The sequence below is a fragment of the Chryseobacterium sp. DZ-32 genome, assembly GCF_059587025.1.
The window spans coordinates 26,878-52,249 of the sequence record NZ_JCAIOM010000028.1 but is presented as its reverse complement, the minus strand read 5'-3'; the positions used below and the strand labels follow the sequence as shown (position 1 = coordinate 52,249).

The window sequence follows — 25,372 nt, the reverse complement described above, 5'->3', positions numbered from 1 at the left end:
TGAGTTATTTAGCCAAAACTGTTCTCTCACCCCTTTTGCTTTGTATGTAAATTTATTCTTTTGCAAACATAGGAGCCAGAACTTAAAATTCATTGCTAAATAAATTATTTTTACACCACAATATTTACCTTTGTATCAGATTCAAAAACATATGAAAAAAATCCCCATCCTGCTGATCTTTTTTACCGGATTTTTTAATGCTCAGAAACTCACCCCCAGTGAAGTTTCAATCATCAATCAGGGAGATGTAAACACGGCGTTACCCATCTATCAGACGACGGATAATAATCAGCACCAAACCCTACTGAACATTTCTTCAGAAGCAGATCCTCTTGATCCTAACACCGCTGTTCTGGTAAAAAGGATGAAAGAATCTCTTCTTTCAACAGATGGCGGAGTAGGTATTGCAGCCCCACAAGTAGGAATCAACAGAAAGATTATCTGGGTGCAGCGTTTTGATAAGGAAGGAACACCGCTGGAATATTTTATTAACCCGGTCATTGTATGGCGTTCCGATCTGCAGAATCTTGGTCCCGAAGGAGATTTATCTATTCCTGATTTCAGAGATCAGTTCTACAGAAGCAAAGTTATCCAACTGGAATATGTGGATTTGAAAGGACAGAAATATTCAGAAATTGTAGAAGGTTTTACTGCGGTGATTTTCCAGCATGAGATCGACCATCTTTTCGGCATTCTGATTTCCGATAAAAAGGAAAAAGAGAAAAATGATTCCTATAAAAAGGTAGATGCCTATCAGAAAAGTGATGTAAATAAAGATAGGAGGTAATGATGAATTATAAATTATAAATGATGAATGATGAATGATGAATGATGAGAAAGTTGTTGTAAGGTTAAGTACATTTCTGTTTTCTATCCATATTTTATAATGAAATCTTCTCCATCTTCATAACCTGCGGGATACACATAGGTAATTACCCCGATATCTGATTGTAAAACTTCTTTTAGCTTATTGAAGTACATATCTCTTTTCTCTTCCGTGGTGTCCATTGTTAGGCTCATAATAAGCCTGTCATCATCTGTAATATTGGCACCCACCATTATTTTGTCTGGATTATCATGATATTTATTCCAGTAAAAAGTTTGGTCAAGGGCAGGATTTTCGATGAAATAACCAATCATTTCGTCTTCTGTTTTAAAAATATAATCTTTGTCGTGCCTTGGGAAAGTATAATCAAGATTTAATTTTTCATATCCGGGAAGGAATGTGTTCAGAACAAGATCAATCGTCTTTCTTGATTTTTGCCCTGCATACACCTGGCATACAATATCTATAATGATTTCCATGACACAAAATTACTCTATTTTAATATCATATTGAGTTATAAATGACGAATGACATTCATAAACACTATATACATAAAAAATAGCCTCAATGATCTGCGCCATCATTGAAATCAGCGGGAAAATAAAAAAATAAAAAGGAGCTGTTTCCATGGAAACAGCTCCTTTCGTTATAACTATGCTTAAAAAAATTGGATTAATCGTTGTTGGTGACTGAAAGTTTCACCTCCATATTATTTCTGGTCGCATTAGAATAAGGACAGATCTGGTGTGCTTTTTCTGTCAAGGCCTGTGCCTCTTCAAGAGAAACTCCGGGAATATTGACATCCAGTTCTGCTGCCAATCCAAAGCCGCCATTCTCAAGCTGACCTATGCTTACCTGAGCAGTGACTGTTGTTTCTCCGGTTTTTACTTTAGAAAGACTGATCACTCTGTTCAGAGCACTGTCGAAACAGGCAGAATATCCCGCTGCAAAAAGCATTTCAGGATTAGCAAAATCATCATTGGCTCCTCCTAAAGCTTTTGGCATTCTTACATCAAGATCCAGCACTCCGTTTTCACTTTTCACATGTCCGTTTCTTCCTCCTTTTGCAGTGACCTGAGTGGTATATAATGTTTTCATTTATTTTCTATTTTGTTTAATATTTTTAAGACTGTGTCTTTAAGGTGCAGAAGCTCTTCCGGTTGTATTCCCAGTTTTTCCTGAATTTTTCCCGGAATTTCACAAGCCTTTTGCTGAAGCTGTTTTCCTGCTTCGTCTAAAAATACTTCAACCACTCTTTCGTCCTCTTTTTTTCTTTTTCGGATAATAAATCCTTTAGACTCCAGCCTTTTAAGAAGAGGGGTCAAAGTACCACTGTCCAGAAACAGTTTTTCTCCGATATGGGTTACCGTAAGTCCGTCACCGTCCCATAATATCATCATCACAAGATATTGCGGATAGGTAATGCCCAGTTCATCAAGAAAAGGACGGTAAAGCCCTGTAATCTCTTTGGCAATGACATACAACGGGAAGCAAATCTGGTTTTCCAGTTTAGGTGTTTTCGGATTTTCCATAATTTGGGGGTACGAAAGATTCGATGAAGGTATTACTTTTTTATGATAAATTCATCCATTGGAATTCTGACTTTTTTCATAGTAGAAAGCCAGTCATTAGCTTCGTCGCGGTATCCAAGGTATAAAAGGCTTACACTTTTTAATCCCAGTTCTCTTAGTCCCAGTACTTCATCCACAACATCATTGCTGAATCCTTCCGCCGGAGTACTGTCGATTTTAAGTTCTGCAGCCTGTGCAAGCGCAATTCCTAAGGCAATATAAGTCTGGCGGGCAGTGTGGGCAAAATGCTCTTCAGGAGTCTGCGCACCGTATATTTCTTTAATTTTATCGGTATAGCTTCCGAAGCGGCCTCTTGGAAGATCCCTTACATCCGTATGATAATCGTAAACTTTGTCAATTTTTTCATTAGAATAACTGTCCCATGCTGCAAAGACCAAAACGTGAGAAGAATCTCTCATTACTTCAGGGTTTAATGCACCCGCCACCATTTTTTCTTTCAGTTCCTGGTTTTCCACTACAATAATTCTGAACGGTTGTAAGCCCGATGAAGTAGGAGCCAGTCTTGCTGATTCTAAAATCGTATTAAGGTCTTCCTGTGATACTTTTTTGGTCGGATCATAAGCTTTTACAGCATGTCTCCAGTTTAGATTTTCTATTAATGACATTTTTCTTTTTGTTTTAAATTAAACTCCTTATTGATGATTAAATGTCAGTTTTGAACTGACTCAATTAACGATACAAATATATAGCCAATTTAATTGTGCACAATTTAATTTTGAATGATTTTATTGATAACAATTATTGATGAACTTTTTGCCTTTCCACTCAATTCCACAAGAACTGGATTTTTTCAAAGCCGTAGTATTCCAATCTTTGCCGTAGAATTTTAAACTTAAAACAATGCAGAGATTTAAAAACAAAACCGCTTTAATTACCGGAGGAACCAATGGGATGGGTTTGGCAACCGCTCAGAAATTCATTGAAGAAGGAGGATCTGTGATCATTACCGGAAGAAGTGAAGAAACGGTGAATACTGCCTTAGAGAAACTTGGAGAAAAGGCTTTTGGAATTGTTTCCAATGCCGGAAATATGAAAGACCTTATGAAGCTGCAGCATGAAATCAGAAAATATGCAGAACATATTGATCTGGTTTTTGCCAATGCAGGATACGGAAGATTTGCACCTGTGGAATATGTGGATGAAAATCAGTTTGACGAATTATTTAATATGCTGGTGAAAGGTCCGTTTTTTACGGTACAGCAGGTGTTGCCATTAATGAAAAGCGGAAGCTCCGTTATTTTCAATACTTCCGTGGCAACAGAGATTGCGATGCCTAATTTTTCGGTGTATTCTGCAGCCAAATCTGCAGTGCAGTCAATGATCAAAACGTTTGCTGTAGAACTTACAGAACGTGGAATCCGTGTGAATGGAGTAAGTCCCGGACATATCAAAACCAATATTTTTAATAATACAGGTTTAACCGGAGAGCAGATAGAAAGCGCTATTGATGATATTATTCCGACAATTCCTTTTAAAAGACAGGGAGAGCCTTCAGAAATAGCCAGTGTAGTTCTGTTTCTGGCTTCAGAAGAAGCGTCCTATATCCATGGAGCGGAGATAAAAGTGGATGCCGGAATTTCTGTGATCAGATAATCCGGATTATTTGGCCTCTTTAATTTCTTTAATGATATTGGTTTTATTTTCAATACCAATATTATAGACCTTACCTTTTTTAAAGCTTTGGGTCGCTTTTTCCATCAGGCTCTTATATTCCGGTGATTTTTTAGAGAGATAAAAAACCTGTGCACTGATTCCAATAGCGACACGCACCACTTCATCCGGTTTATCAGGATCTTCCATGATGTTGGAAATAGTGGCATTATTGTACCAGGTTAAATTCTGCGGAGTGAAATTACCGGAACACGATGTAATCATAATAAAAAGTAATAGTAAACAGGACCAGGCTTTCATAATAAAAAGGATTAAGTAAAAAGCTCCTGCAATATATCAAAATATCGGCAGGAGCTCTATATAAATTAGTTAGAATCCACAGCTCGCTACACTAGGTGCAGGGGAAGGAGAACATCCGGAAAGGGATGAGAATATGTTCAATACACAGTTGGTATTTACATAATTGTTATCATATAACAGAGATCCTGATGGACTTCTGTAGTATACGTTTCCTGCAGTATTGGCATAAGAAGATACTGAAGCAGACCCACAGCTTGTGTTGGTGCAAGCAGCTCTCCATGCAGAATCGGTTACCGGTCCGCTGGAGAATAATGACGGATCAATGATTCTTTTCTCAACAATTCCTGATGCATTTTTGAAGCTTACCAAAATGGCTACGTGATATACCCATGAAACGCAGCATGTTCCGGTAGACGCTCTAAGGTTACCATACACGAATTGCTTTTCGCAATCATAGCCTGCATTCAAAAGGATCTGTCTCATTTTGTGGGCTCTTGCATAGCATCCATCCACCGGATATCTGAATGTGATACATGGTGAAGATGCCGTAGAAGTTCCACAAGCCTGGTTTTTGATCTGGGTAAAAAGACTGTTTAATGTAGCAAGATTAGGAATAACACTTACTGCCTTGTTACTTTCTCCTCTTTCTTCTTTGTTGAATACCGATTTGAAATAACGGATGTCATCAGCAGTTGCTTTTTCTACTTTTGCAATTTTATTGGTATTAGCTTTAAGGAAAACATGAACAGGAGTTTCGTTTTCAACAGCCTGTCTGATCATGGAAATATAACCTGCATTCTCTTTACTGTCCGCAATTTCATACGGCTGTGCAGTAACCATAAATGAGATTTTAAATTTTCCATCTTCTTTTTCAATCCCTACCGGAACAGTTTTGCCGAAATCTTTCATTGCAATTTCATTAGACTCCTTGGCTACAAGATTAGGATCCTGGTTGGCAGCTGAATCTGAGCAGGAATTCACTGACAGTACCGTCACGAATACCATCATGGATAACAGAAATTTTTTCATAGTTTTTATATTTTGTGGTTAGTTTTCAGTGAACATTTTAATTATGATAGTTCACTTATTTGTGACATTAAAAGTAATAAAAATTAAAATATATGCAAGATTTTTTTTGAAAAAATATATTATTCTATTGTTTTATTGATTTTATAATATTGAAAACAACTAAAAAACCTTAGGTTTTTAATAGTAGAATTTTGAAACATAGAAAATTTTAAAATAGAATTTCGAGATCTGGATTCCTACGGAATGGACAAGGTGGATGGATAGTTTATTCCTGACATACAAATGTTTTTCAATAAGATAAGTCTATTTATACTTTGTCCATTCCGTAGGAATCTAAACTATGTAATACGGATTAAATCTAAAAAAAGTCTCAATAATAGTAGAATTCTGAAAAGCAAGAAGAATTTTAAAATAGATTTTGAGGTATGGATCCTGCGGAATTACAAACATTGTGGAAAAATAACATTATCATCAAACTAAAAGCCCGGGTTCAACGATTGAAACCGGGCTTATTTTATTGTAAGTAAACTTGACTATTTGTAAATCAATTCTGCCTGGAAAACGTCTGCGAAATGCTTCCTGATCTTTGCTTTCAGTTCTTCCATTTCTTCAGGTGTCAGTTCTCTTTCAAGCTCTCTTTTTAACGAAGTAACCTGCTTATCTTTGATCCCACATGGAATGATATATTCAAAATAACGCATATCCGTATTTACATTCAGTGCAAAGCCGTGAAGAGTTACCCAACGGGAAGCTTTTACTCCCATAGCACACATTTTTCTGGCGTAAGGTTTTCCTACATCCAGCCATACTCCGGTTTCTCCCGGGGAACGTTCTCCTTTAATACCATATTCGGCAATGGTTCTGATGATCACTTCTTCCAGATTCCTCATATATAAATGAATATCAGTGAAAAAGTTTTCAAGATCCAGAATAGGATAACCTACAACTTGTCCGTAACCATGATAGGTAATATCTCCACCGCGGTTTACTTTCACGAAGGTAGCCTCAATTTCTTTCAGCTTATCAATACCGGCAAGCATATTTTCTTCATGTCCGCTTTTTCCTAACGTATACACGTGAGGATGCTCTACGAAAAGAAGGTGGTTGGGAGTAATACTATGCTGTTCCGCAGGAAGGTCTCTGTTTTTTATTTTGGTATCAATGATGTTTTTCATCAGTTGCTCCTGATAATCCCAGGCTGGCTGATATTCTTTGATTCCTAAATCTTCAAATTCTACTGCTTTATTTTGATTTGTATTCATTTCAATTTTTGATATACAAATTTAGTGAATTTTACCCTTTTATGGAATGGATAAAATCTATGGCATTCTTCTTCCAGTCTCTATCCTGAAGTAAAATATTTACGAAAGCAGTTCCAATGATGCCGCCATCCGCTTTTTCCGTTACATTTTCGAAGTCTTCTTTCGTTTTAATCCCGAATCCGATCATTACCGGATTTTTTAGAGGAAGGGAAGCTACCCTGGAAAGGTAGTTCTCATTTTTTACAACTGCATTTTCATTTCCTGTGGTAGAAGAAGAGCTTACTGCATAGAGAAAGCCTGAACTTAAAGAATCCAGATAGATCATCCTTTCATCAGAGGTCTCCGGTGTTACAAGGAAAGTGAAATTAAGATTGTATTGTTTTAATATTGACTGATAATTTTTCTCAAACTCAATAGGAGGAAGATCGGGTAGGATCAATCCTGAAACACCACTTTCCGCACAAGCCGCACAGAATTTCTCAAATCCGAAACTCAATACCGGATTGATATATCCCATCAGGATAATTGGAATGTTGATTTTGTCTTTGATGGCTTTTAGCTGAGATAACAGTTTTTCGATCGTCATTCCGTTTTGTAAAGCCAGTTCGTGAGCTTTCTGGATGACAGGGCCGTCTGCTACAGGATCAGAATAAGGCATTCCGATTTCGATCATATCAGCCCCGGAATCCTGAATCAGTTGTATAATATCAGCGGTATCTTCCAGTTGTGGAATTCCTGCTGTGAAATATATATTTAGTTTTTTCATTTTTTTATTATAGAGGTTAGAAATTAGAGGGTAGAAGTTAGAAGGTGAATACTTGTTATTAGGTAATACTTACTAATTTCCAGTATCTAACTTCTAATTTCTTTAAGATACGTTTCCATATCCTTATCTCCACGGCCGCTCAGGCAAATGACCACAACATCATTTTCATTAAATTTCTTCTTATCCAGAACAGCCAGTGCGTGAGAACTTTCCAGTGCAGGGATAATTCCTTCCAGTCTGGTTAACTCAAAGGCACATTTCAAAGCTTCATCATCATTAATGCTAAAGAATTCAGCTCTTTTTTCTTTAAATAAATGCGCGTGAAAAGGCCCGATTCCCGGGTAATCCAGTCCGGCAGAAATTGAGTGGGGCTCAATAACCTGGCCGTCTGCTGTCTGCATCACAAGACTTTTGCTTCCGTGAAGAACACCAAGCGTTCCCAGGAAAGTCGTAGCAGCCGATTTTCCGGAATCTACACCCAGCCCTCCGGCTTCAGCAGCAATGATTTTCACCTCTTTTTCTTCAACAAAATGATAGAAAGTTCCGGCAGCATTGCTTCCTCCGCCCACACAGGCAATCACATAATCCGGATTTTCTCTTCCGATTTTCTCTTTCAGCTGTTCTTTGATTTCCTTTGAAATAATACTCTGGAATCGTGCTACAAGATCCGGAAAAGGATGAGGTCCCACTACACTTCCAATCACATAATGAGTCGTCACAGGATTGTTGATCCAGTCTCTTAATGCTTCATTTACTGCATCTTTCAGGGTTTTTGAACCTGAAGTGGCAGCCACTACTTCTGCTCCCAGCATTTTCATTCTCGCTACATTGGGAGCCTGTCTCTGGATATCAATTTCTCCCATATAGACGATGCATTCCAAACCCAGTAAAGCACATGCTGTAGCGGTAGCAACGCCATGCTGTCCGGCTCCGGTTTCTGCAATAATCCTGGTTTTTCCAAGACGTTTCGCTAATAAAACCTGGCCCAGGGCATTATTGATTTTATGAGCTCCGGTATGGTTGAGATCTTCCCGTTTCAGATAGATCTGAGTCTTGTATTTCTGACTTAAATTTTTAGCAAAATATAAAGGAGTGGCCCGCCCAACATAGTTTTTCAGCAAATCCTGATACTCGGCCTGAAAATCTTCAGACTCTATGATTTCGAGATAGTTTTTTTGCAGTTCTTCTACATTAGGATAGAGCATTTCGGGGATAAAAGCACCTCCAAACTCTCCATAATATCCGTTTTCATCGGGGTTTTTATAATTCATTTTTTATTCTTTAGTTATTAAATAAGCATTGTTTTGTGAACTCAGCCAGTTGAGCAGCTCTTTTCTTTTCTGCGAGGTATGAAAAATCAAAATATCATCATCTTCAGAATTTACCCACTCCGGGCCGACACTTTCTTTGATCATTCTGGCTTTATCATGAAGAATTTCGATGTCACACTTTTCATAAAAAGGACGAAGATCTGAATGACAGAAACCTATCGCCTCCAGATTTCTATGTATGGCATTTTCTTTGAAATGACGAACCAGCGCTTCTCCATATCCTTTCTTTTTATGAGCAGAGACAAGTCCTACCACCTCCGCAAAGGAATACTCATTGTCTGCTATTTTTAAGGTAAAATCAAAATTCACCCGCATAACCGTCAGTATATTTTCATCCGTATCCATCAGAAAATGAAATTCTGAGTCTTTAAAAAAAGAGCGGAAGTAGGATGATTTCATGGTGTTCCATGCAGAAATATCCCAAAGTTCCAGGATGTGTTTTATTTCGGCTTCTGTTAAATCTTTCGTTTCTTTTACGTGATATTTCATGGGTTCAAACTATTAATAAATGTGAGATGGTAATCGTACTGCTGTTTGGTAATCAGCTTTTTATAATATAATAATTCTATTTTATGCATTAAGTCAATTAAGGTTGCTTTATCTATTTTCGACTGATACATGGTAATGGCAATTTCAAGGTTGTCAATCAGAAAATAAGGATCGGAATCCTCATATAACAGGAATATTTTGGCATAAATTAATCCTAAGTCATATTTTATACTTGATCTGACATGAGTTTCCAGAAATTTATCTGAAATAATCACCAGATAATAGCTGTTCCATAAGCTGATTCTTTCAAAAAAATACTGGATATCACTTTCTTCAAAATCTTTAATAATACAAATGAAATCGGACAATAATCCACCCGCTTCCCAATGTTCTGTATTGCTGTCGTTCTGTGAAACAAAGTGATACAGATTCTGGATTTTTTCATTCCCGAATTTAGGGGGAAATAAGGTTTTGTAAAATGTCTTTTTGAGCAAATGTATATTCATCCTTGTGTGTTTTTATGTGTTATTTATTTTGCTGATATAAAGTTTTAAACTTTTTTATGCTGTCAATATTTTTACTGCCGGGTTCTGTTTCAAACTTTGAATTGATATCCAAAGCGAAAGGCTGTTGCTTCAATGTTTTTACATCACAGATATTATCTTCAGAAATTCCGCCGCTTAGAAAGTAGGGCAGTGGAATCTCAAGTTCATTCAGAATATTCCAGTCAAATTGTTGTCCCGTTCCGCCAAAGGCTTTGCTGTCAGTATCGAACAGGTAGTAGGTGATAGGTTGCAGGTTGCAGGTTGTCGGTTGAAAGTTAAAAGCCTGCGTTATATTAATTTTATTTTCAGTTGCATTGTTTCCTATTCTGATGACTTTAATAATACCAACTTCCGGATTCAGCTTTTGTCTTAATTCAGCAATAAAATCGTTATTTTCATCACCATGAAGCTGTACAAAATTCAAATCTGCAGACTGAACGATCTTTACAATGATATCTGCTTCTTCATTAACAAAAACGCCCACTTTTCCCTGGTGATCAATGGTTGAGATCTCTTTCAGACTCAGATGATTCAAAACATATCTCGGCGATTTTTCGTAGAAGATAAAACCGAGAAAATCTGTTTTCATAGCAATCAGTTCCTGAATCTGGTCCGGTTTTGTAAGACCGCAGACTTTGAGTTGAGGTGGCAGGTTTGAGGTTGTAGGTTGCAGGTTCATTGTTATTGAGTTTAAATTTGAGAAGCGAATTCTTCAAAAGCTTTGGCAGGATCTGTATTTTTCATGAAATATTCGCCCATCAGGAAACCGTCAAATCCTTTTTCTTTTAAAAACTGAAAATCTTCAAGGCTGTAAATACCACTTTCTGCAACAGATAAAACTTCTTTTGGAAGCTGGTTTTTTAGCTGAACGGAATGCTGAAGATCCACTTTAAAATCTTTAAGGTTTCTGTTATTAATTCCTACCAAATCAATTTCTGAATTGAAATGTTTCAGTTCATCTTCTGTATGAATTTCCAGTAAGACCTCCAATTTCAGTTGGTGAGCTAATTCGGTAAATTCCTGTACCTGAGCTGGTGAAAGACATGAAGCGATCAGTAATACTACATCAGCTCCAATACTTTTGGCTTCATAAAACTGATATTCATCAATCATAAAATCTTTTCGCAGAATCGGAATGGTAATCTCATTTCTTACATCCATAACATCATTTAAATTTCCTCCGAAAAAATCATGATCAGTCAGGATTGAAATTCCGCTGGCTCCAAAATTTTCGTAAGCAGAAACTACCTCCAAAGGCTGTACATTATTATTGATGATCCCTTTTGAAGGAGATTGTCTCTTAAACTCAGCGATAATTCCGCTTTTATTGTTGATGGATTCTTTCAGTGAATAGGTTGGTCTTCCAAAGAAAGAGGTGTCTTTTAACCGGTCAAGGGAAATGCGCAATTTTGCAGCAGCAACCTCCTCTTTTTTCCGTTCAATAATTTTATCCAGTATAGTCATTTTTTTGTGTCTGTAATGTAGTCAATAGTGAATTTTGCTTTGCAAGTGAATGGTGAATCTTATTGGATCAAAAGATTAAAACTATTCAATGCTTTTCCGCTTTGCAGACTTTCATCAGCCATGAGAAGACAGTTATCGTAGGTCCCGAATTTATGGGTGTTGTAAAGTGCGGCTGAAGCGTTGGCAAGAATTACTGAGTTCTGCTGTTCTGTACCGTTTCCTTCCAGAATATTCATAAATATTTTTGCCGTTTCCCGAATGGAGTTTCCTGCTTTAATATCTTCCAGCGTTACCGGATTGAAACCTAAATCTTCTGCAGAATAAATTTCTTCTCCGTTTTTGGTGATGATTTTGCTGTCGCCGGTAAGACTTATTTCATCATATCCGTCAAGACCATGCACCAGAATAAATTCACGTGCTTCCTTTTGAAGAAGATACTGATAGATTCTTGCAATTTCCAGATTATAAACTCCAATCATGGAAAATTTTGGTTTTGCCGGATTTACCAATGGACCCAAAAGGTTAAAGAATGTCCTCAATCCCAGCGACTTTCTTAATAATCCGACAGATTGCAGCGCAGGATGAAAATAGGGAGCATGCAAAAAGCAGATGTTTGCCCTTTCAAGATCTTCATTCAATTGCTCTGAGCTGTTTTTAAACTGATATCCCAGTTCTTCCAGTACATTCGATGAACCTGTGGTGGTGGAAGCTCCGTAATTTCCATGCTTTGTTACCTTTTGTCCGGCTCCGGCTACTACAAAACTGGCCAGGGTTGAGATATTGATGGTGTCTTTTCCATCACCTCCTGTTCCTACAATATCAATCGCATCACTGGCATCGATGTTTACAGGAACAGCCATTTGTAACAATGCTTCTCTGAAACCTTCCAGCTCTTTCAAGGTGATATTCCGCATCAGGAAAACACTGATAAAAGCAGTCACTTCCGCAGCGTTGAATTTATTCTGTGCAATCTCAATCATGGTAGCCTTCGCTTCAGATTTTGAAAGCGTATTATGGTTGAACAGGTATTGAAGTATTTCTTTCATTTGTGGTATTTTTATGGTTGTTGAAGGACTTTCTAAGGTTTTCATGACAACAGAAAGTTTTTAATGATTACTTCTCCTTCCGGTGTTAAAATGCTTTCAGGGTGAAACTGTACTCCGTGTACATCATAGGTTTTGTGCTGCAAAGCCATGATCATTCCGTCTTTATCTACAGCTGTGATTTCCAGTTCTTCCGGAAAACCTTCCGGATTGACTGCCCAGCTGTGGTATCTTCCTACTTCCAATCCTGATTGCAGATCTTTGAAAACTTTAGTATTTTCTTTTACTATTTCAGTAGTGGTGGCTACTCCATGGAAAATTTCAGAAAGGTTAATAAGACTTCCTCCGAAAGCTTCAGCTATGGCCTGCTGTCCGAGACATACTCCAAGGATACTTTTTGAAGGAGCGTATTCTTTAATAAGGTCTAATAAAATACCTGCTTCTTCAGGAATTCCGGGACCGGGAGAAAGGATGATTTTGTCGTATTTTCCAATCTCTTCAAGGGTAATTTCATCGTTTCTTACCACATCTACTCTTTGGTTCAGAATTCTTTCAATAATCTGAACAAGGTTATAGGTAAAGCTGTCGTAATTGTCGAAAACGAGAACTTTAAGTGGCGTCTGCTGAGTGTTTATATTGCTGTTCATTGCTTTTTTTGTTAGATAGTTGCTGGTTTTTTTTTGTTGCTAGCTGGTGGGTTTATTTTTCAACTATTTTTTCTGCTTTTTCTACTGCTTTTTTCAGTGCATTCAGTTTGTTGTTGACTTCCTGTAATTCACTTTCAGGGACAGATTTTGCTACAAGACCGGCACCAGCCTGGTAAAATAAGGTATTGTTTTTACTTAAGAAGGTTCTGATCATAATGGCCTGGTTGCAGGTTCCGTTCAGTCCGATGATTCCTATACAGCCGCCATAATAGCCGCGGGAATCTTTTTCATATTGATTGATCAGCTGAAGCGCTTTATGCTTGGGTGCACCGCTTAATGTTCCCTGAGGGAAAGTAGCGGAAACCATTTCCAGAGGATTGATGTCATCAGCAACATCTGCAGTCACCTCACTTACCATATGAATAACATGCGAGAACAGCTGGATTTCTTTAAGCTTGGTAACCGTTACATTTTTTCCGAGTTTTCCAAGATCATTTCTTGCCAGATCCACCAGCATGGTATGCTCTGCATTTTCTTTAGGATCGGCTTTCAGGACTTCAATAGCTTCAAGGTCAGCTTCAAAATTTCCTGTTCTTTTGGATGTTCCTGCAATCGGGTGAATAATGGCTTTATTGTTTTTGATGATTAACTGGCTTTCAGGACTTGATCCGAATAATTTGTAATTTCCGTAATCAAAATAGAATAAGTAAGGAGAAGGATTGATATTTCTCAAAGCACGATACACGTTGAACTCATCACCTTTGAATTTCTGCTCGAATCTTCTGCTCAGAACCAGCTGGAAGACATCTCCGCGCATACAGTGTTTCTGAGCTGTCTTTACCAGTTCAATATACTCTTCATCTGTAATATTAGATGTTTCTTCGCTTGTTTTCTCAAATGGGTAAACCGGAGTATTCTGATTTTTAATGAGGTTTTCCAACAGATGGAATTCAGATTTTACGCCATCAATACAGTTTTCAATAATATACATTTCATCATTAAAATGATTGATAGCAATCACATATTGGTACAATCTATACCTTAAAACAGGAATCTCTACTTCCTTGCTTTGTGCTTTAAGGCTGATGTTTTCAAAAAACTGTACTGCTTCAAAACTTGTGTAGCCGAAAAGGCTCTGAGCCGTCTGCTCAATAGGATCATTGGTTTCTTCACATTTAAAAATCTGACGAAATTCTTCAAATACATCTGTAATATTACGCTCCATAATAAATTGCTTTACGGGAGCAGAGGAAGGAAGCTTGATTTCATATTCGCTGAGGTTTTTCACTTCAATTCCGGCGATGGCATTCACTGCAATGAAGGAAAAGTTATTATCAATACTTTTTGAATCTGAACTTTCCAGAAGAATCGTGTCACGGAATTTATCCCTGATCTTAAGGTAAATATTCATAGGAGTATGAAGGTCTCCCAGTGTTTTTTTCGAAACGGTTTTTATTGTAATTGTTTTGGTCAACATTTTATTGTTTTTTGAGATTAAGGAATAAAAAAAGGCTTTAACGGTATCCGTCAAAGCCTATATATTGTTTTTTGATTATTTCTGCTGTAATTAACAACATGACAATACCTCCAGACCCGACGAAGAGTTTGAAAGCCACCACCAAATATTGTTGTTCATTTTAAACATAGGACAAATGTAGAAATTTTTTTTATACAAAGACGAAAAAATTTCTGAAAATAAAAAAACTTAACATTGAAACCTCTTATTTAAGCTGTTTGAGTTCTTGTTTCAATACTTTGATTTTTTCTCTGTAAGTTTCATCATCGTAGTCTTTTACATAATCTTCCAATGCAGCAATATATTCTTCAATGAATTGTTTATTTGTTCTGTCTGCTTCATATTTGATTCTTGCAGAATTCACAGGAGCCATTTTTTCATTTTGTAATACAATTTTTCCTTCCCTGGATTGGTCATAAAGGATGACAATGTTTTTTTCATATCCCGGAATGTATTTTACAGGAATATCCTTATCACCCGGAATTCTGATTGAATTTCTGATAGGATAAATGGCTGCAGTAGTAGTGGAGAAAAAGGTAGTGGTATATTTTCCGTCCTGTTTCTTTACAATAGCCTCATAATCGTGGATGTACATGTCATTCAGGGTAGAATTGGTTTCTACATTAGAGGTGATAATAGCAGTGCTTTCTACTCCGTATTTGTTTAAAAACCATGCATTTAGAAACTGTCCTCCAAAACCATTCAATATAGCAAGTGGAATGATCGGAATCAAAAACCATGCTTTTTTGGTCAGATAGGAGAGCAATCCAAAGAATGCAAACAACAGAACCACAGTATAAAAACCATGATGGCTAGTGAAAAACAGAATTTTTGAAATTAAAACCATGGATTAAATATAATTATAATAATCTTTTATTTAAACGCTGAGATCGCAAAGATGTTATTAAATAACTGTTAAAATGATCGCAAGGGCATTTCACTTAGCAAAAGACGCTGTTATTAGCTGAATGAAGTGCCTTTGCGAACAAAAAAATAAATTTTTATCATCATTACTTTGCGAACCTGGCGTTTGAACTATTTATTGTACTGGCTCAGATAAAGGAATGTCAGGAGTTCCGCTGTAGAAAACAATCAGCGTTGCTCCGAGGTCTCCGGTTTTACCTCTGTGGCCGGTATTAACCATTTCAGGAAGCACCTGACCTTTTCTTATCCATTGCGTTTTTCCATCCTCTTTTCTTTCAATCTGAATTTCACCTTTTTCTACATAAGCAGCATTAATCACAGGATGTTTATGCCAGCTCAGTGCCGAATTGGGAGGTACAGCAATTTTAAGGACTGAAATTTCCGGCTGAGTTGAGGGGTAAGCAGGATACGTAGTTCCGTCCCAGGATTTCGTCGTTTTTAAAAGCGTTACCGATTCAATTTTATCAGAATATTCTGATTGTGGTTCATTGGATGAATTATCACATGAAAAAAGGAGAGAAGAGAGTATAGCAAAGCAAGCTGTACCCAATACATGTTTTCTGGTCATACATTTTTAAATTAATACGTTGATTTTTGGCTCGGATCATCCGATATACAAAAATACTAACCTGATTTAAAATTCTCCCATGTTTGAATTATTTTTTTTATCAGTTGTTAAGATCCTGATCTCAAAAATATTTCCTAAAGAAAACATTTGTCATAAGTTTAAAAGTTTATTTTTTATATTTTTGCTTCCAAATTAGAAAAAAATGAAAAAAGTATTAGCAATCGCATTTATCGGAGGTTTATTATTAGCAAGCTGCAAAAAAAAGCCAGATCACTCTTTACAGGATAGCAACACAATGCTTGAGGAACCGGAAGCAACTACTGTGGTAGATTCTACTGCTAAAACTGCTGCTCCAGCTGCTGCAACTGCACCTGAAGCTGCTAAAACAGATTCTACAGCGAAGAAATAATGAAAAAAATACTTTTGGCAGGAACACTGGGGCTTATGATCATTTCCTGTTCTAAAAAAGAAAATACAGCAGAAGTGGCATCTTCTTCTGAAACTACAGCTGTTTCAGAACCTGCTCAATCTAATCTTTCCGGTGATCAGATCATGGAAACATTGGACTGCTCAGGCTGCCATTCTGTGAATGAGAGAATGATAGGACCTTCTTATCAGGAAATTGCAGGAAAGTACTCTGAAAAGGATACTGAACTGCTGGCTTCCAAAATTATAGAAGGCGGAAGTGGAGTATGGGGAAATGTCCCTATGGCTGCCCATCCTCAGGTATCTAAAGAAGATGCCAAAAAAATGGTGGAATATATTTTAAGTCAGAAGAAATAAAATATGTCTGCTGAAAAATCCAGTCTGCACACAAGAAATCTGCATCGTAATTCCTACGATTTTGATCAGCTTATTTCTTGTGTGCCGGAACTGAAACACTATGTTTTTACAAATGCCTATCAGACAGTAACCATTAATTTCAGCATTCCTCAAGCAGTTAAACTGCTCAATAAAGCCTTACTCTTACATTTCTACAACATTAAAGGCTGGGATATTCCCGATACCAATCTTTGTCCACCGATCCCGGGAAGAGCAGACTATGTACATTATATTGCCGATCTATTAGGTGAACCACTTAACAAAATTCCCACAGGAAATTCTGTAAAAGGATTAGACATAGGAACAGGCGCGAATCTCGTATATCCTTTAATCAGCTGCAAATCTTATGGCTGGACCATTCTGGGAACGGATATCAACCAGGATTCTTTGAAAAATGCTCAACACATTCTGGATCAAAATGAAGATTTTTCCTCTGTTATTCAGTTAAAAAGCCAGCCTGATGCTGATCATATCTTTACCAATATCATTGGTCCGGAAGACAGATTTACTTTCACCATGTGCAATCCTCCTTTTCATGATTCTGAAGAATCTGCCATGAAAGGGAATATCAGAAAAACAAAAAATCTTAGTAAATCAAAGAAAACGAAACCTCTTCTTAACTTCAGCGGACAGCAGTCTGAACTTTGGTGTGAAGGTGGTGAACTTGCTTTTATTACTAAAATGATCAATGAAAGCACATTGTTTTCATCACAGGTTCTTTGGTTCACGTGTCTGGTTTCGAAAAAAGACAATCTCAATAAACTCAACAATCTTTTAAAGAAAGTAAATGCTGTAGAGGTGAGAACTATTGATATGGCTCAGGGACAAAAAGTAAGCAGAATGCTGGCGTGGACGTTTATTCCCCGAAAAGACAGAAAAAGCTGGTTGATTTAAAATTCAAAGTTCAAAGTTTAATGTTATAGCACAATCATTCAAATCTTTGATCTCTAAACACGTATCCCGAACCCCAATACCCCGCATCTTTACCACTTTTTAAAATTTCTTAAAAAAGCCATTGACGGTCATGTCAAAAATGCCTAAATTTGTACGCTTTTAGAAAAATAAGAAATGCAATTATCAGAACAAGAAATCATTAGAAGAGAAAAGCTGAATAAGCTTACTGAAATGGGGATTAATGCGTTCCCTGCGGATGAGTATATAATTACAGATACTACAGAATCTATAAAACAGGATTTTTCTGAAAGTAAACAGGTGAAGATCGCTGGTAGATTGATGTCCCGCAGAATTCAAGGAAAGGCTTCTTTTGCAGAATTGCAGGATTCTAAAGGAAAAATCCAAGTTTACTTCAACAGAGACGAGATCTGTCCGGGTGAAGATAAAGAACTATATAATGAAGTATACAAGCACCTTCTGGATATCGGTGATATTATCGGTATTGAAGGAGAATTGTTTACCACTCAGGTAGGAGAAAAGACGGTTTTAGTGAAAAACTTTACGCTTCTTACAAAGGCTTTACGCCCGCTGCCTCAGGCTAAAACTGATGAAAACGGAGTAGTACACGATGGTTTTACAGATCCTGAATTAAGATACAGACAGCGTTACGTAGATTTAACGGTAAACCCACAGGTAAAAGAAATTTTCGTGAAGAGAACAAAATTGTTCAATGCCATGAGAACATTCTTTAATGATGCAGGATATTTTGAAGTGGAAACACCAATCCTACAGTCAATTCCTGGTGGAGCAGCAGCAAAACCGTTTATCACGCACCACAATGCATTGGATATTCCATTATATTTAAGAATTGCCAACGAATTATATCTGAAAAGACTGATCGTAGGTGGTTTTGACGGAGTATATGAGTTCTCTAAAAACTTCAGAAATGAAGGAATGGACAGAACCCACAACCCTGAGTTTACCGCTATGGAAATCTATGTAGCGTACAAAGATTATAACTGGATGATGGATTTCACTGAGAAATTACTGGAATTCTGTGCTATCCAGGTAAACGGAACTACAAAAGCTACCTTTGGGGAACATGAAGTAGATTTCAAAGCTCCTTACCCAAGAGTTTCCATGACAGAAGCGATCCTGAAATTTACAGGTTTCGATATCACCGGAAAAACTGAGAAGGAATTATATGATTTCGCGAAATCTATCGGTATCGAAGTAAATGAGACGATGGGTAAAGGAAAATTAATCGATGAAATCTTCGGTGAGAAATGTGAAGGAAACTTCATCCAGCCGACTTTCATTACGGATTATCCGATCGAAATGTCTCCACTGACAAAGAAACATAGAAGCAAAGAAGGCTTAACAGAGCGTTTTGAATTAATGGTATGCGGTAAAGAAATCGCTAATGCATATTCAGAGCTTAATGATCCTATCGATCAGAGAGAGCGTTTTGAAGCACAGATGGCGTTATCTGAAAGAGGAGATGATGAAGCAATGTTCATCGATCAGGACTTCTTAAGAGCGCTGGAGTATGGTATGCCACCAACTTCAGGATTAGGAATCGGTATGGATAGATTAATTATGTTCTTAACGAATAATGCCTCAATCCAGGAAGTATTATTCTTCCCTCAGATGAGACCTGAAAAAGCAGTCCCACAAATTGAATTAGGAGAGGATGAAAAAGTAATCCTTGAAATCCTTAATTCCCAGGAAGAGCCGATGGCTTTGGCAGAAGTAAAAGAAAGAAGCCAGTTATCCGGTAAAAAATGGGATAAAGCTTCCAAGACTTTGACAAAAAACAATATTGTGAAAGTAGAGAAAATTGACGAAAATCTTTTGATGAAACTGGCTTAAGATTTCTCAGAAAACATAAATAAAAAAAGGTACAGTGCTATGCTGTACCTTTTTATTTTTTCCATTTCCTAAGCTGTGCCCTGAAGTTTTTAAAGGGAGCTACGGTATTGATATGGATCCATTTCCAAACCGGCCACTGGGCGGGTGTTGTTGCCCATTTTCTTTTGCCAGGAATAAATAGTATATCATCATCAAGGCTTTCTATCCAGTTGATAATTTCATCCACCTGATTTCGAAGCAGTTCTCTTTGTTCTTGTAAAGTATGAGAACCATATTGATTATAAAAAGACTGGTACAATCCTCCCAGGTTATTCCATTTGTATTCAGGAGTGGGAGTTTTTACTTCAATTCCTTTGCTTTCATCAGATTCCCACTGTAAAAGCAGGTGAGTCCAACCCAATTGATAGGAAATATTTTGTGATGGAGTTTTATCAACCCCCGGCTGCAAAAGATCTTTGTCCTCTTCATTGATATCATTAAATTCCTGATCATAGAGAAGATATCTTTTCTTTAGCTCTTCAATGAGTTCTGTTTTGTCTTTATAAGTCTGCATACTTACTATTTTCTCAACTTACTGAAAGAAGCCATCAGATAAAATAAGAAAGGAAGAATAAATAGTGATCCCAGCATCAATGCCCATCCCAATGCAGCGATAGTTTTTTCAGGAGCCATATGTTCCAGTAATGAAAGATGCTGTCCGTTTCCTAATAAAATAATATCCGGATTATGCTGATACGTTGCCGCTACTAAAATCATCACCATCTGGAATCCTGCCAAAGCACGTACGGGAAGCAGCTTCTGACGGTTCATCGCTCTTAAAATAAGCAATAAAGCAATCGTAGCAAAAGCAATCGCCATAATACCCAAAGGTTTAGAAAATACCCACATCAAAAGGGGAATGTCTGAAATATAAGCAGTTACGAATACCAATATTCCTGTAACCACAACAAAGATCATGGTCTGCTTGGATTTTCTGATCATTAACAAAAGATCGGCCTTATCACGCGTTTCTCTTAATGAAAAGATAGAAGCAAGATAAGCACAAAGGGCTACCGTAAATAAACCCACAGAAACCCCAAACCAGTTCAGCCAGCTGAACACATACAAATCCAGAAAACCTACAGCATCAGGATTGATAGAATGTGAAACCGTAGCAGCAGCTATTAACCCTAAAAAGAAAGGTGTTAAAAGGCTTGCGTAGTAGAAAATATGAGTGTATAAAACCTGCCAATTGTCTTTCACAGCATCATAATGCCTGAACGTAAAAGCTGTTCCTCTTGCAATAATTCCTAAAAGCATTAAGACTAAAGGAATGTGAAGATAAGTAGACATGGTCGTATAAATCTCAGGAAAACCAACGAAGAGAATTACAATCGCAATGATAAGCCACATGTGATTGGCTTCCCAAACAGGAGCAATAGATTCATACATAATCTCATGGGTTTTATGGCGGGCTTTTTTATTGGTGAACATTTCTACAATACCTGCTCCAAAGTCAGCTCCTCCCAGAATAATATAAAGACAGATGGATAGCCAGAGAAAACCTATTACAATGTAAATCATGATTTTTTGTTTTTATCGTTAAACTGAGCATCAGTAGGATCGTAAAGCTTCGGTACCATTTGAATCTGTCTCTTTAAAAGGAAAACAAGTATCAATGATAATGATACGAAAATAGCCGTAAAGAAATAGAATGAATACTGTATTCCCGGCATAGGAGTTACCGCATCAGCTGTCCTCATAATTCCATAAATAATCCAGGGCTGTCTTCCTACTTCTGTTACCGTCCATCCCGCTTCCAGAGCAATATATCCAAAAGGTGTTGCGATTAAAAAGGTTTTTAATAACCAGTTTTTATTCAGCCATTCTTTTCTGAAGAAGAAGGCATACAAATAGACAGCTCCAATAACAATCATAATCACACCAAAGAAGATCATAATCTGAAAAGCATAATGAACCACAGCAATCGGAGGCCATTCATCTCTAGGGAAATCCTTAAGACCTTTTACTTCAGAATTAAAGTCATTACTCACCAGAAAACTCAACACTTTTGGAATTTTCACTGCATATTTCACTTCTTCTTTTTCTTCATCAGGAATTCCTCCAATCACAAATGAAGCCCCTTTTTCAGTTTCAAAATGAGCTTCCATGGCAGCCAGCTTAATTGGTTGTCTTTCCGCAACGGATTTAGCAGCAACATCACCGCTCAAAGGGGCTCCAAAAGCTCCGATAAGAGCAAAACCTACGGCAATTCTAAACGCTTTGGTGTGAAACTCAATATTTCTTTTTCGCATGATCATAAAAGCGTGTACTCCTGCTACAGCAAATCCTGTTGCACAAAACGCAGCAACGGTCATATGAAGGGCCTGCGGAAACCATGCATCATTGAACATCGCTTTGATAGGATCTATGTTAAGATACTGTCCGTTAATATAATCAAAACCGGTGGGAGAATTCATCCATGAGTTGGCTGCTACCACCAGAATTCCGGAAGCCAGCCCGCTTACTCCAACAAGAAAACCACAGAACCAGTGAAACCATTTATTGAATCTTTCCCATCCGTATAAAAAGAAACCAATGGCAATCGCTTCGATGAAAAAGGCTGTTCCTTCCAGAGAAAAAGGCATCCCGAAAATCGGACCTGCATGTTTCATAAACCCTGGCCATAGAAGCCCAAGTTCAAAAGAAAGCATCGTTCCTGAAACGGCTCCCGTTGCAAAAAGAATAGCCACCCCTTTACTCCATGCTTTTGTAAGTCCTTTATATACCTCGTTATTGGTTTTCAGATATTTCCAATGGGCAAAAGCCATCAGAAAAGGCATCACCATACCCACACAGGAGAATATGATATGAAAGCCCAGAGAGAGTGCCATCTGAGCGCGTGCTGCGATAAAATCATCCATAATTTCAACTTTTCAGATAATAAATTTAAGCATAAATTATTGATGTTGAATATGATTTACAACAGTTGCTATCTCATCAATACATTTTAATTTTGTTTCTTTTACCGGCTCACTAATCCTTATGTTTTTCTAAAGAAAACTCCACATTTTTTTGACACTTTTTAACTTTCATACCTCGAAAAAAATCACGATATTTGTGAGTCTTTGCATATAGCAGGATTTTTAATTTTTAATATGAGTCAAAAACAATATACAGCTAGTAGTATTCAGGCATTGGAAGGAATGGAACACGTTCGTATGCGTCCTTCAATGTACATTGGTGATGTAGGAGTCAGAGGACTTCACCACTTGGTTTATGAAGTAGTAGATAACTCTATTGACGAGGCATTGGCAGGGTACTGCGACACGATCTTCGTTAGCATCAAGGAAGGAAACGGAATTGAAGTAAGTGATAACGGTAGAGGTATCCCGGTTGATTTCCACGAAAAAGAGCAGAAATCTGCCCTTGAAGTGGTAATGACAAAAATTGGAGCCGGAGGTAAGTTTGACAAAGACTCTTATAAGGTTTCAGGAGGTCTTCACGGGGTTGGGGTTTCGTGTGTGAATGCTCTTTCCAACGAGATGATCACTACGGTTTACAGAGACGGAAACGTTTACCAGCAGATTTATTCAAGAGGAAAAGCCCAGACAGGTGTTGAGGAGATTGGTCACAGCGAAAAAAGAGGAACCAAGCAGTTTTTCCAGCCGGATGATAGTATATTTACAGAGTTAATTTATAATTACGATACATTAGCAAGCCGTTTAAGAGAACTTTCTTACCTTAACAAAGGAATTACCATTACATTAACTGATGAAAGAGAGAAATTAGAAGACGGATCTTTCCGTTCGGAAGTTTTCCATTCAGAAGGTGGGTTAAAAGAATTCGTTGCTTACATTGATGGTAACCGTGAGTCTATCATGGAACATGTAATCTTCATGGAAGGAGAAAGAGATGATATTCCTGTAGAAGTAGCAATGCGTTACAATACTTCTTTCAACGAAAATCTTCACTCTTACGTAAACAACATCAACACTCATGAAGGAGGAACTCACCTTGCAGGTTTCAGACGTGCTTTGACGAGAACCCTTAAAAAATATGCTGATGATCTGGGTATTCCACAGAAAGAGAAAGTAGAAGTTACAGGTGATGATTTCCGTGAGGGATTAACAGCAGTAGTTTCTGTAAAAGTAATGGAACCTCAGTTTGAAGGACAGACTAAAACAAAATTAGGAAACTCTGAAGTTTCCGGAGCTGTAGATAAAATTGTAGGGGAAATGCTTACCAACTTCCTGGAAGAAAATCCTAATGAAGCTAAGCTGATTGTTCAGAAAGTTGTTTTAGCTGCAAAAGCAAGACAGGCTGCAAAAAAAGCCCGTGAAATGGTTCAGAGAAAATCTCCGATGGGAGGTTCCGGTCTTCCAGGGAAATTATCAGACTGTTCATCAAAAGATCCGGCAGAATCTGAAATCTTCCTTGTAGAGGGAGATTCCGCAGGGGGTACGGCTAAACAGGGAAGAGACAGACACTTCCAGGCTATCCTTCCGTTAAGAGGTAAAATTCTGAACGTAGAGAAATCTATGCTTCACAAAGTATATGATAACGAAGAGATCAGAAATATCTATACTGCTCTTGGGGTTTCTGTAGGTACTGAGGAAGACAGCAAAGCATTGAACCTGGCAAAATTAAGATACCACAAGATCGTTATCATGACCGATGCCGATATTGACGGATCTCACATTTCAACACTGATTCTTACTTTCTTCTTCAGATATATGAAGGAACTTATTGAGAATGGTTATATCTATATCGCTCAACCGCCTTTATACCTTTTAAAGAAAGGAAATAAAAAAGTGTATGCTTATAACGAAAAAGAGCGTGAGGAATTTACTTTAGAAATGTCTCCGGACGGAAAAGGAGTAGAGGTACAACGTTACAAAGGTCTTGGAGAGATGAACCCTGAACAGTTGTGGGAAACTACATTGAATCCTGAACACAGAATTCTGAAGCAGGTAACCATTGATAATGCAGTGGAAGCAGACAGTATTTTCTCAATGCTGATGGGAGATGAAGTTCCGCCAAGAAGAGAATTTATCGAGAAAAATGCGAAATATGCAAAAATTGATGCATAAACCTTTTTAAAAATATAATAAAAAAGCTTCTGATTATTTAGAAGCTTTTTTTATATTTGGATAAACCAAAAAAACAATAATATGTTAACTCTTTTACAAACAGATCCTTACAACGGAGCAGATGCGGCTTCTGGTGCAGTTGCTGCAGGATTAGGGATCGGAACAATGTTCTTCGGACTGCTTTGCTATATATTCTATGGATACTGCATGTACAAAATCTTCCAGAAAGCAGGAAGACAAGATGCCTGGGCTGCCTTTATTCCTATTTACAACACGATCGTATTACTGGAAATTGTGAAAAAGCCGATTTGGTGGATCATTCTTTTCTTTATTCCATTGGTAAACATTTATGCATGCTGGGTGGTATATGACAGACTTGCCAAAGGCTTTGCGAAAGAAACACCTCTGTACACTATTCTGATTCTCCTTTTCGGATTTATTTTTATTCCTGTATTGGGATTGGGAAGTGATCGTTTTGACAGTAAACTGGTCCCGAATGATTAAATAGAAAGAAAAAAATTAAAAGACTTCATTGCTGAAGTCTTTTTTTTATTAATCATCGATAGGATTGTAGAATTAATTGTACTTTCCGTTATTATTAATTCTACAGTATTTGAATCATATGGATTGTAAATTATTATAAATTTGAGTACAGACAATTTGAAGTTTATCCCTTCATGTTACAGAATATATATTCTTATTTCAATATAGAATGAATATAAATATTCTGTTTTAACTTTTCAGAAATAAGTAATGAAAAGTTGATAATGTGTTCATTGCCTTATAGGTACATTTAAAA

Annotated in this window: 29 protein-coding genes; 8 read left to right on the top strand and 21 right to left on the bottom strand. The window is 37.3% G+C overall.

Features of this window, described 5'->3' with window-relative positions:
* The first annotated feature begins 151 nt into the window (after window positions 1–151).
* Entirely contained in the window at window positions 152–787 is a 636-nt protein-coding gene (locus AC59HC_RS21995) for a peptide deformylase (protein ID WP_137904154.1), read from the top strand.
* Between the two features lie 83 nt (window positions 788–870).
* Here the strand turns inward: AC59HC_RS21995 and AC59HC_RS21990 are convergent, their stop codons facing one another.
* The 4 genes from AC59HC_RS21990 to AC59HC_RS21975 form a co-directional block, all read right to left on the bottom strand.
* Window positions 871–1,305 carry a hypothetical protein gene (locus AC59HC_RS21990; protein ID WP_123278017.1) on the bottom strand — a complete coding sequence of 145 codons (435 nt, stop codon included), beginning with the start codon at window positions 1,303–1,305 and terminating at the stop codon, window positions 871–873.
* Between the two features lie 193 nt (window positions 1,306–1,498).
* Entirely contained in the window at window positions 1,499–1,924 is a 426-nt protein-coding gene (locus AC59HC_RS21985; RefSeq protein WP_496559363.1) for an organic hydroperoxide resistance protein, read from the bottom strand.
* Window positions 1,921–2,358, bottom strand: a complete 438-nt coding sequence (locus tag AC59HC_RS21980) for a MarR family winged helix-turn-helix transcriptional regulator (protein WP_062670961.1) — start codon at window positions 2,356–2,358, stop codon at window positions 1,921–1,923. Before AC59HC_RS21980 ends, AC59HC_RS21985 begins: the two co-directional genes overlap by 4 nt.
* A gap of 32 nt (window positions 2,359–2,390) precedes the next feature.
* Window positions 2,391–3,023: an NAD(P)H-dependent oxidoreductase gene (locus AC59HC_RS21975; protein WP_202844103.1), complete on the bottom strand. Its 633-nt coding sequence runs from the start codon at window positions 3,021–3,023 to the stop codon at window positions 2,391–2,393.
* A gap of 235 nt (window positions 3,024–3,258) precedes the next feature.
* Between AC59HC_RS21975 and AC59HC_RS21970 the strand changes: the two genes are divergently transcribed.
* Window positions 3,259–4,011 carry an SDR family oxidoreductase gene (locus AC59HC_RS21970; RefSeq protein WP_496559362.1) on the top strand — a complete coding sequence of 251 codons (753 nt, stop codon included), beginning with the start codon at window positions 3,259–3,261 and terminating at the stop codon, window positions 4,009–4,011.
* A 6-nt stretch (window positions 4,012–4,017) separates the two neighbouring features.
* On the opposite strand, the gene AC59HC_RS21965 is transcribed toward AC59HC_RS21970, so the two are convergent.
* The 14 genes from AC59HC_RS21965 to AC59HC_RS21900 form a co-directional block, all read right to left on the bottom strand.
* On the bottom strand, window positions 4,018–4,293 hold the full coding sequence (locus AC59HC_RS21965; RefSeq protein WP_496559361.1) for a hypothetical protein: 276 nt from the start codon (window positions 4,291–4,293) through the stop codon (window positions 4,018–4,020).
* A 105-nt stretch (window positions 4,294–4,398) separates the two neighbouring features.
* The gene (locus tag AC59HC_RS21960) at window positions 4,399–5,358 is read right to left on the bottom strand and encodes a protein-glutamine glutaminase (protein ID WP_110009435.1); all 960 of its coding nucleotides are present in this window, start codon (window positions 5,356–5,358) and stop codon (window positions 4,399–4,401) included.
* Window positions 5,359–5,891: 533 nt separating this feature from the next.
* The gene (gene lipB / locus AC59HC_RS21955) at window positions 5,892–6,620 is read right to left on the bottom strand and encodes a lipoyl(octanoyl) transferase LipB (RefSeq protein WP_110009434.1); all 729 of its coding nucleotides are present in this window, start codon (window positions 6,618–6,620) and stop codon (window positions 5,892–5,894) included.
* 31 nt (window positions 6,621–6,651) lie between these two features.
* Entirely contained in the window at window positions 6,652–7,410 is a 759-nt protein-coding gene (trpA, locus tag AC59HC_RS21950; protein ID WP_227943968.1) for a tryptophan synthase subunit alpha, read from the bottom strand.
* A 62-nt stretch (window positions 7,411–7,472) separates the two neighbouring features.
* Entirely contained in the window at window positions 7,473–8,657 is a 1,185-nt protein-coding gene (trpB, locus tag AC59HC_RS21945; RefSeq protein ID WP_202844096.1) for a tryptophan synthase subunit beta, read from the bottom strand.
* A gap of 3 nt (window positions 8,658–8,660) precedes the next feature.
* Window positions 8,661–9,206 (bottom strand): GNAT family N-acetyltransferase, encoded by a 546-nt coding sequence (locus AC59HC_RS21940; protein WP_496559360.1) that lies wholly within the window; start codon window positions 9,204–9,206, stop codon window positions 8,661–8,663.
* Entirely contained in the window at window positions 9,203–9,712 is a 510-nt protein-coding gene (locus AC59HC_RS21935) for a hypothetical protein (RefSeq protein ID WP_395972998.1), read from the bottom strand. Before AC59HC_RS21935 ends, AC59HC_RS21940 begins: the two co-directional genes overlap by 4 nt.
* Window positions 9,713–9,731: 19 nt before the next feature.
* Window positions 9,732–10,430 carry a phosphoribosylanthranilate isomerase gene (locus AC59HC_RS21930; RefSeq protein ID WP_496559359.1) on the bottom strand — a complete coding sequence of 233 codons (699 nt, stop codon included), beginning with the start codon at window positions 10,428–10,430 and terminating at the stop codon, window positions 9,732–9,734.
* An 11-nt stretch (window positions 10,431–10,441) separates the two neighbouring features.
* Complete coding sequence (trpC, locus tag AC59HC_RS21925; RefSeq protein ID WP_496559358.1) at window positions 10,442–11,215, bottom strand: indole-3-glycerol phosphate synthase TrpC; 774 nt, start codon at window positions 11,213–11,215, stop codon at window positions 10,442–10,444.
* Window positions 11,216–11,274: 59 nt separating this feature from the next.
* Window positions 11,275–12,261 (bottom strand): anthranilate phosphoribosyltransferase, encoded by a 987-nt coding sequence (gene trpD / locus AC59HC_RS21920; RefSeq protein ID WP_496559357.1) that lies wholly within the window; start codon window positions 12,259–12,261, stop codon window positions 11,275–11,277.
* Between the two features lie 41 nt (window positions 12,262–12,302).
* Window positions 12,303–12,905, bottom strand: coding sequence for an anthranilate synthase component II (locus AC59HC_RS21915; protein ID WP_496559356.1), 603 nt, complete (start codon window positions 12,903–12,905; stop codon window positions 12,303–12,305).
* A 52-nt stretch (window positions 12,906–12,957) separates the two neighbouring features.
* Entirely contained in the window at window positions 12,958–14,382 is a 1,425-nt protein-coding gene (locus AC59HC_RS21910) for an anthranilate synthase component I family protein (RefSeq protein WP_496559355.1), read from the bottom strand.
* Between the two features lie 244 nt (window positions 14,383–14,626).
* On the bottom strand, window positions 14,627–15,268 hold the full coding sequence (locus AC59HC_RS21905) for a hypothetical protein (RefSeq protein WP_496559354.1): 642 nt from the start codon (window positions 15,266–15,268) through the stop codon (window positions 14,627–14,629).
* Between the two features lie 192 nt (window positions 15,269–15,460).
* Window positions 15,461–15,913: a cupin domain-containing protein gene (locus AC59HC_RS21900; RefSeq protein ID WP_496559353.1), complete on the bottom strand. Its 453-nt coding sequence runs from the start codon at window positions 15,911–15,913 to the stop codon at window positions 15,461–15,463.
* Between the two features lie 202 nt (window positions 15,914–16,115).
* Between AC59HC_RS21900 and AC59HC_RS21895 the strand changes: the two genes are divergently transcribed.
* From AC59HC_RS21895 to lysS, 4 genes are all read left to right on the top strand, one after another.
* Complete coding sequence (locus tag AC59HC_RS21895) at window positions 16,116–16,322, top strand: hypothetical protein (protein ID WP_202844074.1); 207 nt, start codon at window positions 16,116–16,118, stop codon at window positions 16,320–16,322.
* The gene (locus tag AC59HC_RS21890) at window positions 16,322–16,696 is read left to right on the top strand and encodes a c-type cytochrome (protein ID WP_202844073.1); all 375 of its coding nucleotides are present in this window, start codon (window positions 16,322–16,324) and stop codon (window positions 16,694–16,696) included. Before AC59HC_RS21895 ends, AC59HC_RS21890 begins: the two co-directional genes overlap by 1 nt.
* Window positions 16,697–16,699: 3 nt before the next feature.
* Window positions 16,700–17,629, top strand: a complete 930-nt coding sequence (gene rlmF, locus AC59HC_RS21885; protein WP_496559352.1) for a 23S rRNA (adenine(1618)-N(6))-methyltransferase RlmF — start codon at window positions 16,700–16,702, stop codon at window positions 17,627–17,629.
* A 174-nt stretch (window positions 17,630–17,803) separates the two neighbouring features.
* The gene (gene lysS / locus AC59HC_RS21880; protein ID WP_202844068.1) at window positions 17,804–19,501 is read left to right on the top strand and encodes a lysine--tRNA ligase; all 1,698 of its coding nucleotides are present in this window, start codon (window positions 17,804–17,806) and stop codon (window positions 19,499–19,501) included.
* 52 nt (window positions 19,502–19,553) lie between these two features.
* Here lysS and AC59HC_RS21875 read toward each other — a convergent pair whose 3' ends face one another.
* From AC59HC_RS21875 to AC59HC_RS21865, 3 genes are read right to left on the bottom strand one after another with little or no spacing between them, the layout of a single operon-like run.
* Window positions 19,554–20,054, bottom strand: coding sequence for a ClbS/DfsB family four-helix bundle protein (locus AC59HC_RS21875; protein ID WP_482399412.1), 501 nt, complete (start codon window positions 20,052–20,054; stop codon window positions 19,554–19,556).
* Between the two features lie 5 nt (window positions 20,055–20,059).
* The gene (locus tag AC59HC_RS21870; RefSeq protein WP_202844055.1) at window positions 20,060–21,064 is read right to left on the bottom strand and encodes a cytochrome d ubiquinol oxidase subunit II; all 1,005 of its coding nucleotides are present in this window, start codon (window positions 21,062–21,064) and stop codon (window positions 20,060–20,062) included.
* Window positions 21,061–22,404: a cytochrome ubiquinol oxidase subunit I gene (locus tag AC59HC_RS21865; protein ID WP_395973013.1), complete on the bottom strand. Its 1,344-nt coding sequence runs from the start codon at window positions 22,402–22,404 to the stop codon at window positions 21,061–21,063. Before AC59HC_RS21865 ends, AC59HC_RS21870 begins: the two co-directional genes overlap by 4 nt.
* A 234-nt stretch (window positions 22,405–22,638) precedes the next feature.
* Between AC59HC_RS21865 and gyrB the strand changes: the two genes are divergently transcribed.
* Window positions 22,639–24,573, top strand: a complete 1,935-nt coding sequence (gyrB, locus tag AC59HC_RS21860) for a DNA topoisomerase (ATP-hydrolyzing) subunit B (RefSeq protein WP_202844051.1) — start codon at window positions 22,639–22,641, stop codon at window positions 24,571–24,573.
* An 81-nt stretch (window positions 24,574–24,654) separates the two neighbouring features.
* Window positions 24,655–25,077 carry a DUF5684 domain-containing protein gene (locus AC59HC_RS21855; RefSeq protein ID WP_047432171.1) on the top strand — a complete coding sequence of 141 codons (423 nt, stop codon included), beginning with the start codon at window positions 24,655–24,657 and terminating at the stop codon, window positions 25,075–25,077.
* The last annotated feature ends 295 nt before the right edge of the window (window positions 25,078–25,372 follow it).

Bases quoted from the DNA above. Each gene is read 5' to 3' on its own strand.
- AC59HC_RS21995 (WP_137904154.1), top strand. From the start codon at position 152: ATGAAAAAAATCCCCATCCTGCTGATCTTTTTTACCGGATTTTTTAAT.
- AC59HC_RS21990 (WP_123278017.1), bottom strand. From the start codon at position 1,305: ATGGAAATCATTATAGATATTGTATGCCAGGTGTATGCAGGGCAAAAA.
- AC59HC_RS21985 (WP_496559363.1), bottom strand. From the start codon at position 1,924: ATGAAAACATTATATACCACTCAGGTCACTGCAAAAGGAGGAAGAAAC.
- AC59HC_RS21980 (WP_062670961.1), bottom strand. From the start codon at position 2,358: ATGGAAAATCCGAAAACACCTAAACTGGAAAACCAGATTTGCTTCCCG.
- AC59HC_RS21975 (WP_202844103.1), bottom strand. From the start codon at position 3,023: ATGTCATTAATAGAAAATCTAAACTGGAGACATGCTGTAAAAGCTTAT.
- AC59HC_RS21970 (WP_496559362.1), top strand. From the start codon at position 3,259: ATGCAGAGATTTAAAAACAAAACCGCTTTAATTACCGGAGGAACCAAT.
- AC59HC_RS21965 (WP_496559361.1), bottom strand. From the start codon at position 4,293: ATGATTACATCGTGTTCCGGTAATTTCACTCCGCAGAATTTAACCTGG.
- AC59HC_RS21960 (WP_110009435.1), bottom strand. From the start codon at position 5,358: ATGAAAAAATTTCTGTTATCCATGATGGTATTCGTGACGGTACTGTCA.
- lipB (WP_110009434.1), bottom strand. From the start codon at position 6,620: ATGAATACAAATCAAAATAAAGCAGTAGAATTTGAAGATTTAGGAATC.
- trpB (WP_202844096.1), bottom strand. From the start codon at position 8,657: ATGAATTATAAAAACCCCGATGAAAACGGATATTATGGAGAGTTTGGA.
- AC59HC_RS21940 (WP_496559360.1), bottom strand. From the start codon at position 9,206: ATGAAATATCACGTAAAAGAAACGAAAGATTTAACAGAAGCCGAAATA.
- AC59HC_RS21935 (WP_395972998.1), bottom strand. From the start codon at position 9,712: ATGAATATACATTTGCTCAAAAAGACATTTTACAAAACCTTATTTCCC.
- AC59HC_RS21930 (WP_496559359.1), bottom strand. From the start codon at position 10,430: ATGAACCTGCAACCTACAACCTCAAACCTGCCACCTCAACTCAAAGTC.
- trpC (WP_496559358.1), bottom strand. From the start codon at position 11,215: ATGACTATACTGGATAAAATTATTGAACGGAAAAAAGAGGAGGTTGCT.
- trpD (WP_496559357.1), bottom strand. From the start codon at position 12,261: ATGAAAGAAATACTTCAATACCTGTTCAACCATAATACGCTTTCAAAA.
- AC59HC_RS21915 (WP_496559356.1), bottom strand. From the start codon at position 12,905: ATGAACAGCAATATAAACACTCAGCAGACGCCACTTAAAGTTCTCGTT.
- AC59HC_RS21910 (WP_496559355.1), bottom strand. From the start codon at position 14,382: ATGTTGACCAAAACAATTACAATAAAAACCGTTTCGAAAAAAACACTG.
- AC59HC_RS21905 (WP_496559354.1), bottom strand. From the start codon at position 15,268: ATGGTTTTAATTTCAAAAATTCTGTTTTTCACTAGCCATCATGGTTTT.
- AC59HC_RS21900 (WP_496559353.1), bottom strand. From the start codon at position 15,913: ATGACCAGAAAACATGTATTGGGTACAGCTTGCTTTGCTATACTCTCT.
- AC59HC_RS21895 (WP_202844074.1), top strand. From the start codon at position 16,116: ATGAAAAAAGTATTAGCAATCGCATTTATCGGAGGTTTATTATTAGCA.
- AC59HC_RS21890 (WP_202844073.1), top strand. From the start codon at position 16,322: ATGAAAAAAATACTTTTGGCAGGAACACTGGGGCTTATGATCATTTCC.
- rlmF (WP_496559352.1), top strand. From the start codon at position 16,700: ATGTCTGCTGAAAAATCCAGTCTGCACACAAGAAATCTGCATCGTAAT.
- lysS (WP_202844068.1), top strand. From the start codon at position 17,804: ATGCAATTATCAGAACAAGAAATCATTAGAAGAGAAAAGCTGAATAAG.
- AC59HC_RS21875 (WP_482399412.1), bottom strand. From the start codon at position 20,054: ATGCAGACTTATAAAGACAAAACAGAACTCATTGAAGAGCTAAAGAAA.
- AC59HC_RS21870 (WP_202844055.1), bottom strand. From the start codon at position 21,064: ATGATTTACATTGTAATAGGTTTTCTCTGGCTATCCATCTGTCTTTAT.
- AC59HC_RS21865 (WP_395973013.1), bottom strand. From the start codon at position 22,404: ATGGATGATTTTATCGCAGCACGCGCTCAGATGGCACTCTCTCTGGGC.
- gyrB (WP_202844051.1), top strand. From the start codon at position 22,639: ATGAGTCAAAAACAATATACAGCTAGTAGTATTCAGGCATTGGAAGGA.
- AC59HC_RS21855 (WP_047432171.1), top strand. From the start codon at position 24,655: ATGTTAACTCTTTTACAAACAGATCCTTACAACGGAGCAGATGCGGCT.